Genomic DNA, 16,542 nt, shown 5'->3' with positions numbered 1-16,542 from the left:
TGCAATCCACTCCCAACCTGGACACCGAAAAGCCTTGATACGTCTGCTGAAGTTCTTCTGGTGGTCATCCGTCGCAGTCATCTGCGCGCTCGTACTCGGTGTGAGCGGTGCGTTTCTGTATCTTAGCCCCAGCCTGCCCTCGGTCGAGTCACTCAGAAGCATCCAGTTGCAGATCCCACTCAGGGTGTACAGCAGCGACGGCAAGCTGATTGCCGAATTCGGCGAAATGCGCCGCTCGCCGATCCGCTTCGCGGAAATTCCCCCACAATTCATTCAGGCGCTGCTGTCAGCTGAGGACGACAACTTCCTCAACCACTATGGTGTAGACCCCAGCAGCCTGATGCGTGCCGCGACCCAGCTGGTGAAAACCGGGCACATCCAGACCGGCGGCAGCACCATCACCATGCAGGTGGCGAAGAACTTCTTCCTCACCAGCGAGCGCAGCTTCTCGCGCAAGACCAACGAAATCCTGCTGGCCCTGCAAATCGAGCGTGAGCTGACCAAGGACGAAATCCTTGAGCTGTACGTGAACAAGATCTACCTGGGCAACCGCGCCTACGGTATCGACGCCGCTGCGCAGGTGTACTACGGCAAGTCGATCCGTGACGTGAGCCTGGCGCAGATGGCGATGATCGCCGGCCTGCCCAAAGCACCGTCGCGCTTCAACCCACTGGCCAACCCGGCACGTGCCAAGGAACGCCGCGACTGGATCCTCGGCCGCATGTACAAGCTGGGCAAGATCGACGAGGCCAGCTACCAGGCCGCCTTGGCCGAGCCGCTCAACGCCAGCTACCACGTACCGACGCCTGAAGTGAATGCCCCGTACATCGCTGAAATGGCCCGCGCGGAAATGGTCGGCCGTTACGGCAGCGAGGCCTATACCGAGGGCTTCCGCGTCACGACCACCGTGCCCAGCGACATGCAGGAAATGGCCAACAAGGCCGTCCTCAACGGGCTTTCCGATTACGACGAACGCCACGGTTACCGCGGCCCTGAAGCACGCTTCCCGGGCCGTACCCAGGCAGCTTGGCTGCAGGAACTGGGCAAACAACGCACCCTCGGCGGCCTGGAGCCAGCCATTGTCACTCAAGTTGAAAAAACCGGCCTCAAAGTGCTGACCCGTGACGGCCAGGAAGCACAGGTTGCTTGGGACACCATGAAATGGGCGCGCCCGTTCATCAACAGCAACGCCCAGGGGCGCACACCGCAGTCGCCTTCCGACGTGGCACAGGTCGGTGACCTGGTGCGCTTGCAACGTCTGGAAGATGGCAAGTTCAAGTTCAGCCAGGTGCCCGGTGCGCAGAGTGCACTGGTTACCCTTGACCCCTACAACGGCGCCATCCGCGCCCTGGTCGGCGGCTTCTCGTTCGAGCAGAGCAACTACAACCGCGCCATGCAGGCCAAGCGCCAACCTGGCTCTAGTTTCAAGCCATTCATCTACAGCGCCGCGCTGGACAGCGGTTACACCGCCGCCACCCTGGTCAACGATGCGCCGATCGTGTTCGTTGACGAGTCGGTGGATAAAGTGTGGCGGCCGAAGAACGACACCAACACCTTCCTCGGCCCGATCCGCATGCGTGAGGCGCTGTACAAATCGCGCAACCTGGTGTCGATCCGCCTGCTGCAGGCCATGGGCGTGGACCGCACCATCGACTACATCGCCAAGTTCGGCTTCAACAAGCAGGACCTGCCGCGCAACCTGTCGCTGGCACTGGGTACCGCCACCCTGACCCCGATGGAAATCGCCACCGGGTGGAGCACCTTTGCCAACGGTGGCTACAAGATCACCCCTTACCTGATCGACCGCATCGAAAGCCGCAGCGGCGAGACGCTGTTTACTTCCAACCCAGCCCGCGTACCGCAAGGTGCCGAGGACCAGGCTGGCCTGGCCGCACCCGAGCAGCCAATCAGCACCGCCGCCATGCCAGGCGAAGCACCGCCTGCCTTCAGTCAGGTGGCAACTGCACCACAAGCGCCGGCGATAGCCGAACAGATCGTCGACGGGCGTACCACCTACATCCTCACCAGCATGCTGCAGGACGTGATCAAGCGCGGTACCGGTCGCCGGGCACTGGCCTTGGGCCGTACCGACCTGGCGGGCAAGACCGGTACCACCAACGAATCCAAGGACGCCTGGTTCTCGGGCTACAACGCCGACTACGTGACGACCGTGTGGGTCGGTTTCGACCAGCCAGAAACGCTCGGTCGCCGCGAGTACGGCGGTACGGCGGCGCTGCCGATCTGGATGAGTTTCATGGGCGCGGCGCTCAAGGACAAACCGGCGCATGCGCCAGCAGAACCGGAAGGCATCCTCAGCCTGCGGGTGGACCCGGTCAGCGGGCGCGCCGCCTCGCCGAGCACACCGAATGCCTACTTCGAGCTGTTCAAGGCCGAAGACTCGCCGCCATCGGTGGACGAGCTGGGCAATGGCGCGGCACCGGGCAGCCCGCTGCCAGCCGATGAAGCAGCGCCGATGGATCTGTTCTGAAGCAGGGTGTCTGACTCAGGATTTGCGTGGGCGCGCCAATCGAGCGCCGCCCGCGCGGCGCTCGATCTCATAGGCGCCAACAGTCTCATCACAAGCACCTTGCCACCCTGAAACATTTCCACGGCACAACAAAAAGCCCCGGCTCATCCGAGCCGGGGCTTTTTTATGTTGCTACAGCGGCAATCAGCCGTTGAACACTTCATCCACGCTGGTCAGCGGGTAGTGCTTCGGATACGGCAGGGTAGCCACACCGGATTCGATGGCGGCCTTGGCCACGGCGTCGGAAACGACGGTGATCAGGCGTGCGTCCAGCGGCTTCGGAATGATGTACTCACGACCGAACTCCAGGCCTTCGACACCGTAGGCTTCGCACACTTCCTTAGGCACTGGCAGCTTGGCCAGGTCTTTCAGGGCGATAGCAGCGGCGATCTTCATTTCTTCGTTGATGCGCTTGGCGCGAACGTCCAGGGCACCACGGAAGATGAACGGGAAGCCCAGTACGTTGTTGACCTGGTTCGGGTAGTCGGAACGACCGGTAGCCATGATCACGTCGCTGCGAGTGGCGTGCGCCAGCTCTGGCGAGATTTCCGGATCCGGGTTCGAGCAGGCGAACACGATTGGGTTGGCAGCCATCGACTTCAGGCCTTCCGGGCTCAGCAGGTTCGGGCCGGACAGACCTACGAACACGTCGGCACCGTCAAGGGCATCGGCCAGAGTGCGCTTGTCAGTAGCGTGGGCGAACTGCGCCTTGTACTGGTTCAGGTCGTCACGGCCAGCGTGGATCACGCCGCTACGGTCGATCATGTAGATGTTCTCGACCTTGGCACCCATGCTCACCAGCAGCTTCATGCAGGAGATGGCGGCAGCGCCGGCGCCGAGGCAGACGATCTTGGCGTCTTCCAGCTTCTTGCCGGCGATTTCCAGGGCGTTGATCATGCCGGCGGCGGTAACGATGGCGGTACCGTGCTGGTCATCGTGGAACACCGGGATGTCGCACTGCTCGATCAAGGTGCGCTCGATTTCGAAGCACTCAGGGGCCTTGATGTCTTCAAGGTTGATGCCACCGAAGGTGATCGAAATGCGGCGGACGGTGTCGATGAACGCTTGCGGGCTTTCCGACTCGACCTCGATGTCGAATACATCGATACCAGCGAAACGCTTGAACAGAACACCCTTGCCTTCCATGACCGGCTTGGAAGCCAGTGGGCCGAGGTCACCCAGACCGAGGATGGCGGTGCCATCGGAAATCACCGCAACCAGGTTGCCTTTGCCGGTGTATTTGTAAGCCAGCTCTGGATCACGGCCAATTTCGCGTACCGGCTCTGCAACACCTGGGCTGTAGGCCAGGGCGAGGTCACGGGCGGTGGCAGTGGGCTTGGAGAGTTCGACGCTCAGTTTCCCCGGACGAGGTTGAGCGTGATATTCGAGAGCGGCGGTTTTCAGGTCTGACATGGTGGGCATTCCGCTATTTACTGTTCTGACGGACCGCCGAGGATACGCAAAGAGCCGGGGAGTCACAAGACTGGTCGGTCACTTGTGTCAAGGCCTTTAGCCTACGACTTTACGCTATAACCCACGGGGCATACGGCTCACAGTGTGTACAATCCAATAGCGAAATGTCTACATCTTTTAGCCTGAAATTCGCTCCAACATGCTCGGATCGGTCAATGGCAACACCCAACGTCGCTGCCCAGGCTTGAGGCCGCCCCTGCGGGAACGATCCAGCACCCAACCACGCGCTTCGACCTGGCGTCCTTTGAGGTTATCGAAGAAGCTGGCAGGGAAGTTGCGCTGCAGACGAGCGGGAACCTGTAGCACCACAGCATCGTCCAGGGTCAGCCAGACCCCGCCGCGGTTGCGCTCGATGCCCTTGATGCGGCCACCGACCAAAGCAAAACCCGACTGCCTGACAGCGCTTGCGGGCACCACGGGCGAACGGCGCCACAGGTTGCTACCCGCCTTGCGCGCGGCTTGCTCCGCGAGCTGCTGGCAGCCGTTGAGGCGCACATTGGGGGCAACCGCCACGCGATAACCCAAGCCCTCGCTAAGCAACTGTGCTTCCAGATTGTTGCCATTACGGCCATAGACGTGCGCCAGTGTGCGGCCGTATTTGTCCTTGGATTCAACGCCAGGCACCAGCCCGACACGCCCGTCACTTTCCTGAACCAACGCCTGCAGGCGCCGCTTGGCTGCCTCGGCATAGGGCTCGCTGCTGCGCCCTTTGCGGCCGATTTCCGGAGCATTGATACCGATCAGCCGCACACTGCGGCCATCGGCCAGGCGCAAGGTATCGCCATCGACCACCTGTCGCACCGCTACCAACTGGGGCTTGCCTGGCAGCGGGCAGAACGCATGGGCCGAAGAATGCCAGATAGCGGCCACAAAAAAGGCGCCCACAAGGGGCGCCTTCTTCAGCAACAACGCGAAGCCCGAAGGATTCGCCATGCGCATGATTACTTCTTGGTACCGAACATACCGAAGCGGTCGGCGAACTTCTGTACGCGACCACCGGTGTCCAGGACTTTCTGCTTACCGGTGTAGAACGGGTGGCACAGGTTGCAAACGTCGATCGACAGGACATTGCCCAGGGTCGAACGGGTTTCGAACTTGTTGCCGCAGCTGCAGGTGACTGCAACTACTTCGTAGTTCGGGTGGATACCTTCTTTCATGGTCACTTCCTCGAGCTGCGTGCCGCCACCCAACACCAATTGTTGAATACCGCACGTAATTAGGCGGCGAATAATACCAGAGCACACCGTCAGCGCAAGATGTCGCTTGCACCGACCGTCGTCTGCTAGGCTCGCCAGTTCTTGTAACGCCCTCCGAGACTTTTTGCGTGTCCGACGTCATCCTGCGCCTTGCCCTGCCCTCCCCGCTGCGTCGCCTGTTCGACTACAAGGCGCCGGCGAGCATGGCACGCCAGACCTTGACCCCGGGCATGCGCATTCGCGTGCCCTTCGGTCGCCGCGAAATGATCGGCGTGTTGGTGGAGGTGTGCACGCAGAGTGAAGTGCCCGCCGACAAACTCAAGCCGGCCAGCGCCTTGCTCGACCCGGTGTCTCCCATCCCGGCGTCGCTGTTCAAGTTCTGCTTGTGGACAGCCCAGTACTACCAGCACAGCCTGGGCGACACCCTGAGCTGGGCCTTGCCCACGCTGCTGCGCCAGGGCGAACCCGCTGAAATGCGCCAGGAACGCTTCTGGCACATTGCCCCCGGCGCCCGCCTGGAAGACCCGCGCATCGCCCGCGCGCCGCGCCAGCGCGACGCCCTGAAGACCCTGGCCCAGCACCCGCACGGCGTGGCCCACAGCCTGCTGACCAAGCTCAACCTGAACAAGGACAGCCTCGACTTGCTGCTGGCCAAGGAGCTGGTTCAGATCGAGGTGCGCCGGCACCTGCCGGCGCTACGCCATGAGCACTGGCTGGCACAGCCGGAACTCCCGCTCAACGAAGAGCAACGCAATGCCTTCGACGCCGTGCGAGAAGGCTTTGACGGCTTCGGCGCGTTCCTGCTGGCCGGCGTCACCGGCAGCGGCAAGACCGAGGTCTACCTGCAACTGATCCGCGAGACGCTGGAGGCCGGCAAGCAGGCACTGGTGCTGATCCCGGAGATCAACCTCGGCCCACAGACCCTGGCGCGCTTCGAACAACGCTTCAATGCCCGCATCGCCCTGCTGCATTCGGCGGTCAACGACCGCGAGCGCCTGGACGCCTGGCTGGCCGCTCGCGACGGCGAGGCCGACATCATCATCGGCACCCGCTCGGCACTGTTCACGCCGATGAAAAACCCCGGCCTGATCATCATCGACGAAGAGCACGACGGCTCCTATAAACAGCAGGAAGGGCTGCGCTACCACGCCAGAGACCTGGCAATGGTACGCGCCCACCAGGAGAACATCCCGATCCTGCTCGGTTCTGCCACGCCGTCGCTGGAAACCTTGCACAACGCCCTAACCGGCCGCTACCACCTGCTGCGCATGAACCAGCGCGCTGGCGGAGCCCGCCCGCCGCGCATGCTGCGCCTGGATGTAAAGAGCTTGCCGCTGGACAGTGGCATCAGCGGCCCGTTGCAACAAGCCATCCGCCAGACCCTGGAGGCCGGCCAACAAGTGCTGGTGTTCCTTAACCGCCGCGGCTTCGCCCCGACCCTGCTGTGCCACGATTGTGGCTGGCTGTCCGAGTGCCCGCGCTGTGATGCGCGCATGACCGTGCATCAGCGCTCTGGCGTGCTGCGCTGCCACCACTGCGGCTATGACGAACGCCTGCCGCACCAGTGCCCGCAGTGCAATCACGTCGACCTGCGCCCGGTCGGCGCGGGTACCGAGCGTGCCGAAGAACGCCTGAAGGTGCTGTTCCCGGACTACCCGATCCTGCGCGTGGACCGCGACAGCACGGCGCGCAAGGACGCCATGCACAACCTGTTCAATACCATTCAGCGCGGCCAGCCGAGCATCCTTGTCGGCACGCAGATGCTCGCCAAGGGCCACCACTTCCCCCGGGTGACCCTGGTGGCCATCCTCGATGCCGATGGCGGGCTGTTCTCGGGTGATTTTCGCGCCAGCGAGCGCATGGCGCAGCTGATCGTACAGGTAGCCGGACGGGCCGGGCGGGCCGAAGAGCCCGGCAAGGTCATCATCCAGACCCACCTGGCCGACCACCCGCTGCTGGTGCAGTTGACCGAGCAGGGCTACTTTGCCTTTGCCGAACAGGCCCTGGATGAACGCCGCGCCGCCGGGCTGCCACCTTACTCCCACCTGGCCCTGCTGCGTGCCGAAGCGCACAAGCCGGGGCAGGCCGAAGGTTTCCTCGACGAAGCCTGCGCCGCCGCCGAGCGCCTGGTGGCCGAACAGCGCCTGCCAGGCATAGAGCTGCTGGGCCCGGTGCCGGCGCCCATGGAACGCCGCGCCGGGCGCTACCGCGCGCAACTGTTGATACAGGCCAATACCCGGGCGCCTTTGCATCGACTGATCAGCGCCTGGTTGCTAGTGTTGGAGCAAATGCCGAGCGGGCGCCAGGTGCGTTGGTCGCTGGACGTCGACCCGGTCGACCTGTACTGACCTCTGGCGCTGCTTTGCAGCCCCAAAGGTTGGCAACCCGCTTCCAGCAACGGATAATGCCCAGTTTTTCCACCTGCGCATCCAGGCGCTCACCGCGCTTGCGGTCGAAAAGAGATCCCCATGAAAGACACCATTCGCCAGCTGATCCAGCAAGCCCTCACCCAACTCGTCAACGACGGTGTGCTGCCTGAAGGGCTGTCGCCGGCGATCCAGGTGGAAAACGCCCGGGACAAGACCCACGGCGACTTCGCCAGCAACATCGCCATGATGCTGGCCAAGCCGGCTGGCATGAAGCCGCGCGACCTGGCCGAGAAACTGATCAATGCCCTGCCGGCCAGCGCCGACATCAGCAAGGTTGAGATCGCCGGCCCCGGCTTCCTGAACTTCTTCCAGAACACCGACGCTTTGGCCAACCGCCTGGATGCCGCCCTGGCCGACGCCCGCCTGGGCGTGCGCAAAGCTGGCCCGAGCGAAAAGGTCGTCATCGACATGTCGGCGCCGAACCTGGCCAAAGAAATGCACGTCGGCCACCTGCGCTCGACCATCATCGGTGACAGCGTCGCGCGCGTGCTGGAATTCCTGGGTGACAACGTCATTCGCCAGAACCACGTCGGCGACTGGGGCACCCAGTTCGGCATGCTGATGGCCTACCTGCAGGAAAACCCGATCACCAGTGACGAGCTGTCAGACCTGGAAAACTTCTACCGGGCGGCGAAGAAACGCTTCGACGAATCGGAAGAGTTCGCCACTCGCGCCCGTGGCCTGGTGGTCAAGCTGCAGGCCGGCGACCCCGAGTGCCTGGCCCTGTGGACACGCTTCAAGGACATCTCGCTGTCGCACTGCCAGAAGACCTACGAGCTGCTCAACGTCAAGCTGACCATGGCCGACGTGATGGGCGAAAGCGCGTACAACGACGACCTGGCCAACGTGGTGGCCGACCTCAAGGCCAAGGGCCTGCTGGTCGAAAGCCAAGGCGCCCAGTGCGTGTTCCTCGAAGAATTCAAGAACAGCGAAGGCGAGCCACTGCCGGTGATCGTGCAAAAAGCCGACGGCGGCTACCTGTACGCCACCACCGACCTGGCCGCCGTGCGCTACCGCAGCAACGTACTCAACGCTGACCGTGCCCTGTACTTCGTCGACCAGCGCCAGGCCCTGCACTTCAACCAGGTGTTCGAAGTGGCACGCCGCGCAGGCTTTGTCGGCCACCCGATGCAAATGGAGCACATGGGTTTCGGCACCATGAACGGCGCTGACGGCCGCCCGTTCAAGACCCGTGACGGCGGCACCGTAAAGCTGATCGACTTGCTCACCGAGGCCAAGGAGCGCGCCTACGCGCTGGTCAAGGAAAAGAACCCGAGCCTGACCGAAGCCGAACTGCGCCACATCGGCGAAGTGGTGGGCATTGGCGCGGTGAAATACGCCGACCTGTCCAAGCACCGCACCAGCGACTACAGCTTCAACTTCGAGCTGATGCTCAACTTCGAAGGCAACACCGCGCCTTACCTGCTGTATGCCTACACCCGCGTAGCCGGCGTGTTCCGCAAGCTGGGCAAGGGCTTTGACGAAGTTGAAGGCAACATCGTATTGCAGGCGGCCCACGAGCAGGACCTGGCCGCACGCTTGGCGCAGTTTGGCGAAATCCTCAACAACGTCGCCGACAAAGGCACGCCGCACGTGCTGTGCAGCTACCTGTACGACTTGGCCGGCTTGTTCTCCAGCTTCTACGAGAACTGCCCGATCCTCGCCGCCGAAACCCTGGAACAGCAGCAGAGCCGCCTGCGCCTGGCCGCCCTGACCGGCCGTACCCTCAAACAAGGTCTGGAACTGCTCGGCCTGGAAACCCTGGAGCGCATGTAAGTTGGCTGCCAAGAAAAAACCTGCCCCAAAGCGCGGCGCCAGCCGTCAGACGGCGCCGGCCAAACAGCCGATCCCCGGCTGGGTATGGCTGGCAGTCGGCCTGACCGTAGGCGCGTTCATCGTGTTCTTGATGAAGCTCGAACCCGGTGGCGACGACATCAAGCGCGCCAAACCCGAGCAGCAGAAGCCGGAGAAGGTGGCCGAGGCCAGCAAGCCCGCGCAGGCCACCCCGCAGCAGCCGGTGAAGCCGAAGTATGACTTCTACACCCTGCTGCCGGAGTCCGAGGTCATCGTGCCGCCAGAGGCCGTGCCAGAGAAGACGCCTCCGGTCCCGGCACAGCCGGTAACCCCGGTGACCCCGGCCGAAGCGGCGAAGATAGACACCGCTCGTGCACAGGCAGCCTTGCTCGGCCAGACCCCGCCACCGCCACCACCGGTGATCAAGCCGGCAGCGACCACCCAGTACTTCCTGCAGGCGGGCTCGTTCCGCAAGCAGGCCGATGCCGACAAGGTGCGCGCACAGATCATTCTGCTGGGCCAGGCGGTAAAGGTGGAGTCAGGTACGGTCAAGGACGAAACCTGGTACCGCGTGCTGGTCGGGCCGTTCAGCAATCGTGAGCAGTTGACCGGCGCACAGAAGCAGCTGGCCGGGGCTGGGTTCAGCAACCTGTTGCTGCAACAGCGCCAGACCCGCCAGTAAGCCTTGGTTGGGGGCTGCGTTGCAGCCCCCGCCTACCTCATCCCCGCCCCGCATTCCGCTCGGAAACCTGGCTGTTCAGCGTCCAGAAGTCATACAGCACCCCCACCAGGAACAACCCGCCGGTAAAGAAGTAGATGATCGCGGTGATCCATTTACCCTGATACAGGCGATGCAGGCCGAACACCCCCAGGAAGGTCAGCAGAACCCAGGCGATGTTGTAGTCGATACGCCCCGACTGGAACCTCAGGTCAGCCTCACGGTCCATGGACGGGATCAGAAACAGGTCGATCAGCCAACCGATTCCCAGCAGGCCGAAGGTGAAGAACCAAAGGGTCCCCGTAATCGGCTTGCCATAGTAGAAACGATGGGACCCGGTGAAGCCGAAAATCCACAGCAAGTAGCCAATGGTTTTGCTGTGGGTGTCGTGAAAGGGCGCCCCCTGTTGATAACTGTTCATTCATAGCCCCTTTGGGTTATCCGAAAATTTTCTAAAAAAAAATGTGACTTTCTCGTCGCAGGCCGACGTACGGCACCTGGGCAATCGACCAACGGATCAAAGATTGATCAAAAAGCTGTTATAAAGTTGCGCGCCCAACACATAACTATTCATAAGAGCTTCATCTATGCCGCCTTTGATCAAGACATGGCTGACCCTCTGCCTATTATTGCCCCTGGCCGCCCACGCCACCAATCGTGAGCAACGTCTTCCCAATGGTTTCACCGGCTACACCACCAACGCCTCGGTGAAACACGCACCGGTCAAGCAAACCACACTGCGCGCTCGCCCAAGCAATGCCGCCAGCAGCCGCGGCGTGCAGGTTGCCGCCATGTCGCCGAAGCAAAGCAGCGATGTGCTCAGCCGTGCGGTGAATGTGCTCGGTACCCCCTATGTTTGGGGCGGCAGCAGCCCGAAAAAAGGCTTCGACTGCAGCGGGCTGGTCAAGTACGCCTTCAATGACGTCGCCGATGTCGACCTGCCGCGCACCTCCAATGCCATGGCCCAGGGCCACGGCGTGAAGGTGGCCAAAGGTGACCTGAAGCCTGGCGACCTGATTTTCTTCAACATCAAGAGCCGCCGGGTGAACCATGTTGCCATTTACCTGGGCAACGACCGCTTCATCCACGCCCCACGGCGCGGCAAGCGGGTGAGCATCGACACCCTGAGCAAGCCGTACTGGCAGAAGCATTACGTCGTGGCCAAGCGAGTACTGCCGAAGGAACAGCAGCAGCTGAGCCTGGCCAAGCGTTAAGCAGGCCAGCCTCTTCGCGGGCCAGCCCGCTCCCACAGCGATGACACAGCCCTCAAAATCTGTGCTGACCCTGTGGGAGTGGACTTGCCCGAGAAAGGGCCGGTGTAAACACTACAGGTCGTTGATCAGCCCCTTCTCTTTCAACCCCCGCATCGCCCCCTCCATCGTCCGCATCCCCTCCACCCCTCCCGCCTGCATCACCGAACACAACTGCGCCATCCGCCCCTCCCGAACCAGATTGCGCACCGCCGGCGTCGCCACCAGCACTTCCCGAGCCGCCACCCGTCCACCGCCCACACGCCTGACCAGCACCTGCGCGACCACCAGGCGCAGCGACTCGGCCAACATCGCCCGCACCAACGGCTTTTCCTCGGCAGCGAACACCTCCACCAACCTGTCGATACTGCTGGCCGCCGAACGCGCATGCACGGTTGCCAGCACCAGATGCCCGGTTTCGGCCGCGCGCAGGGCCAGGCGAATGGTTTCCAGGTCACGCAACTCACCGATCATGATCACATCCGGGTCCTGGCGCAGCGCACTGCGTAGCCCCTGAGCAAAGCTGTGGCTATGACGCCCCACCTCGCGCTGATTGACCAGGCTGCGCTGGCTGCCGTGGATAACTTCGACAGGGTCCTCCAGGGTAATGATGTGCAGCGCCCGCTCGCGATTCAGTTGATCAACCAGCGTCGCCAGGGTGCTGGACTTTCCACTGCCGGTCGGCCCGCCCACCAGGATCAAGCCATCACGGCATTGGGCAACAGCTTGAAACACATCTGCCAGATCAAGCTCATCCAGCGTGGCAATTCGCCCCTGAATCAACCGAAAAGTGACAGCTGGGCCATTCAATTGGCGAAACAGGTTCAGCCGAAAACGCCCAAGGGCAGGTAACTCCAGCGCCAGATCCAGTTCATCGCCATGGGCCCACTGTCGTCGCTGGTGGTCATCCAGCACGGCAGCCATGCCATCGATCAAGGCATCCGCCCCCAAGGTCGGCAAATCCATCCCCTGCAACTCGCCATCCAAACGCAGCATCGGTATCTGGCCCGCCGCCAGGTGCAGGTCCGAAGCCCCCGCATCCACGGCCCGGGCCAACAGGTCAGTCACGTCCATGAGACTCCCCAAAGGCCTTCAAGTAGGTAGAATGCCGCAAACCCTTCAGTTGCCGGCATCCGTCCATGTCCACCCTAGCAGACAACCTTTCCGCGATTTCCGCCCGTATCGCCAGCGCCGCCCAGGCAGCCGGGCGCGATCCGGCCAGCGTTCAGTTGCTGGCCGTGAGCAAGACCAAGCCGGCCAGCGCCATCCGCGAGATCCACACCGCAGGCGTGCGCGATTTCGGGGAGAACTACCTACAGGAAGCGCTGACAAAGCAGCAGGAGCTCAGCGACTTGCCCTTGATCTGGCACTTCATCGGCCCCATTCAGTCGAACAAGACCAAGGCCATCGCCGAGCATTTCGACTGGGTACATTCCGTGGACCGCCTGAAAATTGCCCAACGCCTGTCCGAGCAGCGCCCTGCCGGTCTGGCGCCGCTGAACCTCTGCCTGCAAGTGAACGTGAGTGGCGAAGACAGCAAGTCTGGCTGCGCCCCCGCAGACCTGCCGGCCTTGGCCAAGGCCGTGGCCGGGCTGCCCAACCTGCGCTTGCGCGGGCTGATGGCAATCCCCGAGCCCACCGACGACCGCGCCGCCCAGGAGGCTGCCTTCGCCCATTTGCGCCAGTTGCAGGAAAACCTGGGGCTTGATCTGGACACCCTGTCCATGGGCATGAGCCACGATCTGGAAGCCGCGATCGCACAGGGTGCGACCTGGGTGCGTATCGGCACCGCCCTGTTCGGTGCCCGCGACTACGGCAACACCTGATTCCATGCTTCACTCACTCTTTTCCACAAGGACCTGACATGAGCAAGACACGTATTGCCTTTATCGGCGCCGGCAACATGGCCGCCAGCCTGATCGGCGGTCTGCGTGCCCAGGGGCTGGACGCCTCGCAGATCCGCGCCAGCGACCCGGGCGCCGAGACCCGCGGCCGCATCCAGGCCGAGCACGGCATCGAAACCTTCGAGGACAACGCCCAGGCCATCGAGGGCGCCGACGTCATCGTGCTGGCGGTCAAACCACAAGTCATGAAGGCCGTGTGCCAGGCCCTGCAACCCAACCTGCGGGATGGCCAACTGATCGTTTCCATCGCTGCCGGCATCACCTGCGCCAGCCTGCAAAGCTGGGTGGGCGCTCGCCCGGTGGTACGCTGCATGCCCAATACCCCCGCACTGCTGCGCCAGGGCGTGAGCGGCCTGTACGCCACCGCCGAAGTGTCCGGCGAACAGCGCCAGCAGGCCGAACAACTGCTGTCGGCCGTGGGCACCGCCTTGTGGTTGCAGCAAGAACAGCAACTGGACGCCGTTACCGCCGTATCCGGCAGCGGCCCGGCCTACTTTTTCCTGCTGATCGAGGCCATGACCGCAGCCGGCGAAAAACTTGGCCTGCCACGCGAAACCGCTTCCCAGCTAACCTTGCAGACCGCCCTGGGCGCCGCGCGCATGGCGGTTGCCAGCGATGTCGATGCCGCCGAACTGCGCCGCCGCGTCACCTCGCCCGCCGGCACCACGGAAGCGGCGATCAAATCGTTCCAGGCCAGCGGCTTCGAAGCCATCGTCGAGCAGGCGCTGCAAGCTGCAGCCACGCGCTCCGCCGAACTGGCCGAACAACTGGGCAAATAAGGAGCTTTAGATGAATGCACTGTCCGGCGCCGCGATCTTCGTGGTGCAAACCTTGGTCAGCCTGTACCTGGTGATCGTCCTGCTGCGCTTCGTGCTGCAACTGGTCAAGGCCAATTTCTACAACCCGCTGTGCCAGTTCGCGGTGCGTGCCACCCAGCCGCTGCTCAAGCCGATCCGCCGGGTCATTCCCAGTGTCGGCGGGCTGGACACCTCGTCGCTGCTGTTGGCAATCGTGATCCAGGCGCTGCTGATGGGCTTTGTGCTGATGGTCACCTATGGCACCTTCGGCGACATCCTGCACCTGCTGATGTGGGCGATCATCGGCATCACTTCGCTGTTCCTGAAGATCTTCTGGGTGGCCATGATCGTCATGGTGATCGTGTCCTGGGTAGCCCCCAACAGCCACAATCCGGCGGCCGAGTTGGCCTACCAGATCAGCGAGCCGGTACTGGCACCGTTCCGCCGCCTGGTGCCCAACCTGGGCGGCATGGACATCTCGCCGATCTTCGCCTTCCTGGCGATCCAGGTGATCCAGTCGTTCGTAATGCCCCCGCTGGCCGCCTACGCTGGCATGCCACAAGAACTGTGGCGCATGATCTGACCCTGCTTACCCCCAGCGGCAAGCCTTTGCTTGCCGCTGGGGGTAGCGCTCTTTAGACTTACGCCTCCGTCAAGCGTGAGCAGGGTCGATGTCCACTGTCTTTCCCGTAGATTCCGTCGGTCTGGTAGTACCGCAAACCGCCCGGTTCGATGAACCGCTGGCCCTGGCCTGTGGCCGCTCCCTGGCCAGTTACGAACTGGTCTACGAGACCTATGGCACCCTGAACGCCAGCGCGAGCAACGCCGTGCTGATCTGCCATGCCCTTTCCGGCCACCACCATGCCGCTGGCTACCATGCCGCCACCGACCGCAAGCCGGGCTGGTGGGATAGCTGCATCGGCCCCGGCAAGCCAATCGATACCAACCGCTTCTTCGTGGTCAGCCTGAACAACCTCGGCGGCTGTAACGGCAGCACCGGCCCCAGCAGTGTCAACCCGGCCACCGGCAAGCCCTATGGCGCCGATTTCCCGGTACTGACCGTGGAGGACTGGGTGCATAGCCAGGTGCGCCTGGGCGAACGTCTGGGCATCCAGCAATGGGCCGCCGTGGTCGGCGGCAGCCTGGGCGGCATGCAGGCGCTGCAATGGACCATCAGCTACCCCGAGCGCGTGCGCCATTGCGTCGACATTGCCTCGGCGCCCAAACTGTCGGCACAGAACATCGCCTTCAACGAGGTGGCCCGTCAGGCCATTCTCACCGACCCCGAGTTCCACGGCGGTTCGTTCCAGGACCAGGGCGTAATCCCCAAGCGCGGCCTGATGCTGGCACGCATGGTCGGCCACATTACCTACCTGTCCGACGACTCGATGGGTGAAAAATTCGGCCGTGAGCTGAAAAGCGACAAGCTCAACTACGACTTCCACAGCGTCGAGTTCCAGGTCGAAAGCTACCTGCGCTATCAGGGCGAGGAGTTTTCCGGCCGTTTCGACGCCAATACCTACCTGCTGATGACCAAGGCGCTGGACTATTTCGACCCAGCCGCCGCCCAGGGTGGTGACCTGGCTGCCACCCTGGCCCATGTCACGGCGGACTACTGCATCATGTCGTTCACCACCGACTGGCGCTTCTCGCCGGCCCGTTCACGCGAGATCGTCGACGCCCTGATGGCCGCGCGTAAAAACGTCTGCTACCTGGAGATCGACTCGCCTTATGGGCACGATGCCTTCCTGATCCCCACACCTCGCTACATGCAGGGTTTCTCGAACTACATGAACCGCATTGCCATCTGAGGACAGCATGAGAGCCGATCTGGAAATCATCCACGACTGGATCCCCGCCGGCAGCCGGGTACTCGACCTGGGCTGCGGCAGTGGCGAACTGCTGGCCTCGCTGCGTGACCGCAAGCAGGTCACCGGCTATGGCCTGGAGATCGACGCCGACAACATCGCCGCCTGCGTGGCCAAGGGCGTCAACGTCATCGAGCAGGACCTGGACAAAGGCCTGGGCAACTTCGCCAGCAACAGCTTCGACGTGGTGATCATGACCCAAGCCCTGCAGGCCGTGGAGTACCCTGACCGCATCCTCGACGAGATGCTGCGCGTGGGCCGCCAGTGCATCATCACCTTCCCCAACTTCGGCCACTGGCGCTGCCGCTGGTACCTGGCGACCAAAGGCCGCATGCCGGTCTCGGACTTCATGCCGTACACCTGGTACAACACACCGAACATCCACTTCTGCACCTTCGCCGACTTCGAAGAACTGGTGCACGAACGACGGGCCAAGGTGCTCGACCGCCTGGCGGTCGACCACCTGCACCGTAACGGGTGGGGTGGCCGGCTATGGCCTAATCTACTAGGTGAGATCGGCATCTACCGCGTCAGCAGCCCGAGCCTGCAAGAGCACCAGCTCGCGGTCTGACGCCCACCGGAGGAA

General features: G+C 63.0%; 15 protein-coding genes. 10 read left to right on the top strand and 5 right to left on the bottom strand.

Annotated features, from left to right (window positions below):
* Positions 1-37 precede the first annotated feature (37 nt).
* The gene (locus APH42_RS06850; protein ID WP_374701044.1) at positions 38-2,488 is read left to right on the top strand and encodes a penicillin-binding protein 1A; all 2,451 of its coding nucleotides are present in this window, start codon (positions 38-40) and stop codon (positions 2,486-2,488) included.
* A 183-nt stretch (positions 2,489-2,671) separates the two neighbouring features.
* Here the strand turns inward: APH42_RS06850 and APH42_RS06845 are convergent, their stop codons facing one another.
* The 3 genes from APH42_RS06845 to rpmE all read right to left on the bottom strand — a co-directional run bounded on the left by APH42_RS06845 (position 2,672) and on the right by rpmE (position 5,157).
* Positions 2,672-3,940 (bottom strand): malic enzyme-like NAD(P)-binding protein, encoded by a 1,269-nt coding sequence (locus tag APH42_RS06845; protein WP_041166616.1) that lies wholly within the window; start codon positions 3,938-3,940, stop codon positions 2,672-2,674.
* A 177-nt stretch (positions 3,941-4,117) separates the two neighbouring features.
* Entirely contained in the window at positions 4,118-4,939 is an 822-nt protein-coding gene (locus APH42_RS06840; RefSeq protein ID WP_012274638.1) for a thermonuclease family protein, read from the bottom strand.
* A 2-nt stretch (positions 4,940-4,941) separates the two neighbouring features.
* On the bottom strand, positions 4,942-5,157 hold the full coding sequence (rpmE, locus tag APH42_RS06835) for a 50S ribosomal protein L31 (protein ID WP_012274639.1): 216 nt from the start codon (positions 5,155-5,157) through the stop codon (positions 4,942-4,944).
* 167 nt (positions 5,158-5,324) lie between these two features.
* Between rpmE and APH42_RS06830 the strand changes: the two genes are divergently transcribed.
* The 3 genes from APH42_RS06830 to APH42_RS06820 all read left to right on the top strand — a co-directional run bounded on the left by APH42_RS06830 (position 5,325) and on the right by APH42_RS06820 (position 10,101).
* Positions 5,325-7,544 (top strand): primosomal protein N', encoded by a 2,220-nt coding sequence (locus tag APH42_RS06830; RefSeq protein ID WP_060493001.1) that lies wholly within the window; start codon positions 5,325-5,327, stop codon positions 7,542-7,544.
* A gap of 120 nt (positions 7,545-7,664) precedes the next feature.
* The gene (argS, locus tag APH42_RS06825) at positions 7,665-9,401 is read left to right on the top strand and encodes an arginine--tRNA ligase (protein WP_012274641.1); all 1,737 of its coding nucleotides are present in this window, start codon (positions 7,665-7,667) and stop codon (positions 9,399-9,401) included.
* A gap of 1 nt (position 9,402) precedes the next feature.
* Positions 9,403-10,101, top strand: coding sequence for an SPOR domain-containing protein (locus APH42_RS06820; protein WP_012274642.1), 699 nt, complete (start codon positions 9,403-9,405; stop codon positions 10,099-10,101).
* Between the two features lie 37 nt (positions 10,102-10,138).
* Here APH42_RS06820 and APH42_RS06815 read toward each other — a convergent pair whose 3' ends face one another.
* Positions 10,139-10,558, bottom strand: coding sequence for a TM2 domain-containing protein (locus APH42_RS06815; protein ID WP_012274643.1), 420 nt, complete (start codon positions 10,556-10,558; stop codon positions 10,139-10,141).
* Positions 10,559-10,724: 166 nt separating this feature from the next.
* Here APH42_RS06815 and APH42_RS06810 point away from each other — a divergent pair, with 166 nt between their 5' ends.
* The gene (locus APH42_RS06810) at positions 10,725-11,351 is read left to right on the top strand and encodes a C40 family peptidase (RefSeq protein WP_012274644.1); all 627 of its coding nucleotides are present in this window, start codon (positions 10,725-10,727) and stop codon (positions 11,349-11,351) included.
* 111 nt (positions 11,352-11,462) lie between these two features.
* Here the strand turns inward: APH42_RS06810 and APH42_RS06805 are convergent, their stop codons facing one another.
* A complete protein-coding gene (locus tag APH42_RS06805; protein ID WP_060493000.1) occupies positions 11,463-12,461 on the bottom strand; it encodes a type IV pilus twitching motility protein PilT in 999 nt (332 codons plus the stop codon).
* A 65-nt stretch (positions 12,462-12,526) separates the two neighbouring features.
* Here APH42_RS06805 and APH42_RS06800 point away from each other — a divergent pair, with 65 nt between their 5' ends.
* The 5 genes from APH42_RS06800 (at position 12,527) to metW (ending at position 16,527) form a co-directional block, all read left to right on the top strand.
* Positions 12,527-13,213 carry a YggS family pyridoxal phosphate-dependent enzyme gene (locus APH42_RS06800; protein WP_012274646.1) on the top strand — a complete coding sequence of 229 codons (687 nt, stop codon included), beginning with the start codon at positions 12,527-12,529 and terminating at the stop codon, positions 13,211-13,213.
* 38 nt (positions 13,214-13,251) lie between these two features.
* The gene (proC, locus tag APH42_RS06795) at positions 13,252-14,070 is read left to right on the top strand and encodes a pyrroline-5-carboxylate reductase (RefSeq protein WP_060492999.1); all 819 of its coding nucleotides are present in this window, start codon (positions 13,252-13,254) and stop codon (positions 14,068-14,070) included.
* Positions 14,071-14,080: 10 nt separating this feature from the next.
* Positions 14,081-14,671, top strand: a complete 591-nt coding sequence (locus APH42_RS06790; RefSeq protein ID WP_012274648.1) for a YggT family protein — start codon at positions 14,081-14,083, stop codon at positions 14,669-14,671.
* An 88-nt stretch (positions 14,672-14,759) separates the two neighbouring features.
* Positions 14,760-15,899 (top strand): homoserine O-acetyltransferase, encoded by a 1,140-nt coding sequence (locus tag APH42_RS06785; protein WP_012274649.1) that lies wholly within the window; start codon positions 14,760-14,762, stop codon positions 15,897-15,899.
* A gap of 7 nt (positions 15,900-15,906) precedes the next feature.
* On the top strand, positions 15,907-16,527 hold the full coding sequence (gene metW, locus APH42_RS06780; RefSeq protein WP_012274650.1) for a methionine biosynthesis protein MetW: 621 nt from the start codon (positions 15,907-15,909) through the stop codon (positions 16,525-16,527).
* Positions 16,528-16,542 lie beyond the last annotated feature (15 nt).

It is taken from the genome of Pseudomonas sp. NBRC 111140 (assembly GCF_001320885.1).
In the GTDB taxonomy this organism is placed as follows: domain Bacteria; phylum Pseudomonadota; class Gammaproteobacteria; order Pseudomonadales; family Pseudomonadaceae; genus Aquipseudomonas; species Aquipseudomonas putida_P.
The sequence above is the reverse complement of the archived record's forward strand: the minus strand, read 5'-3'. Positions and strand labels throughout refer to the sequence as shown.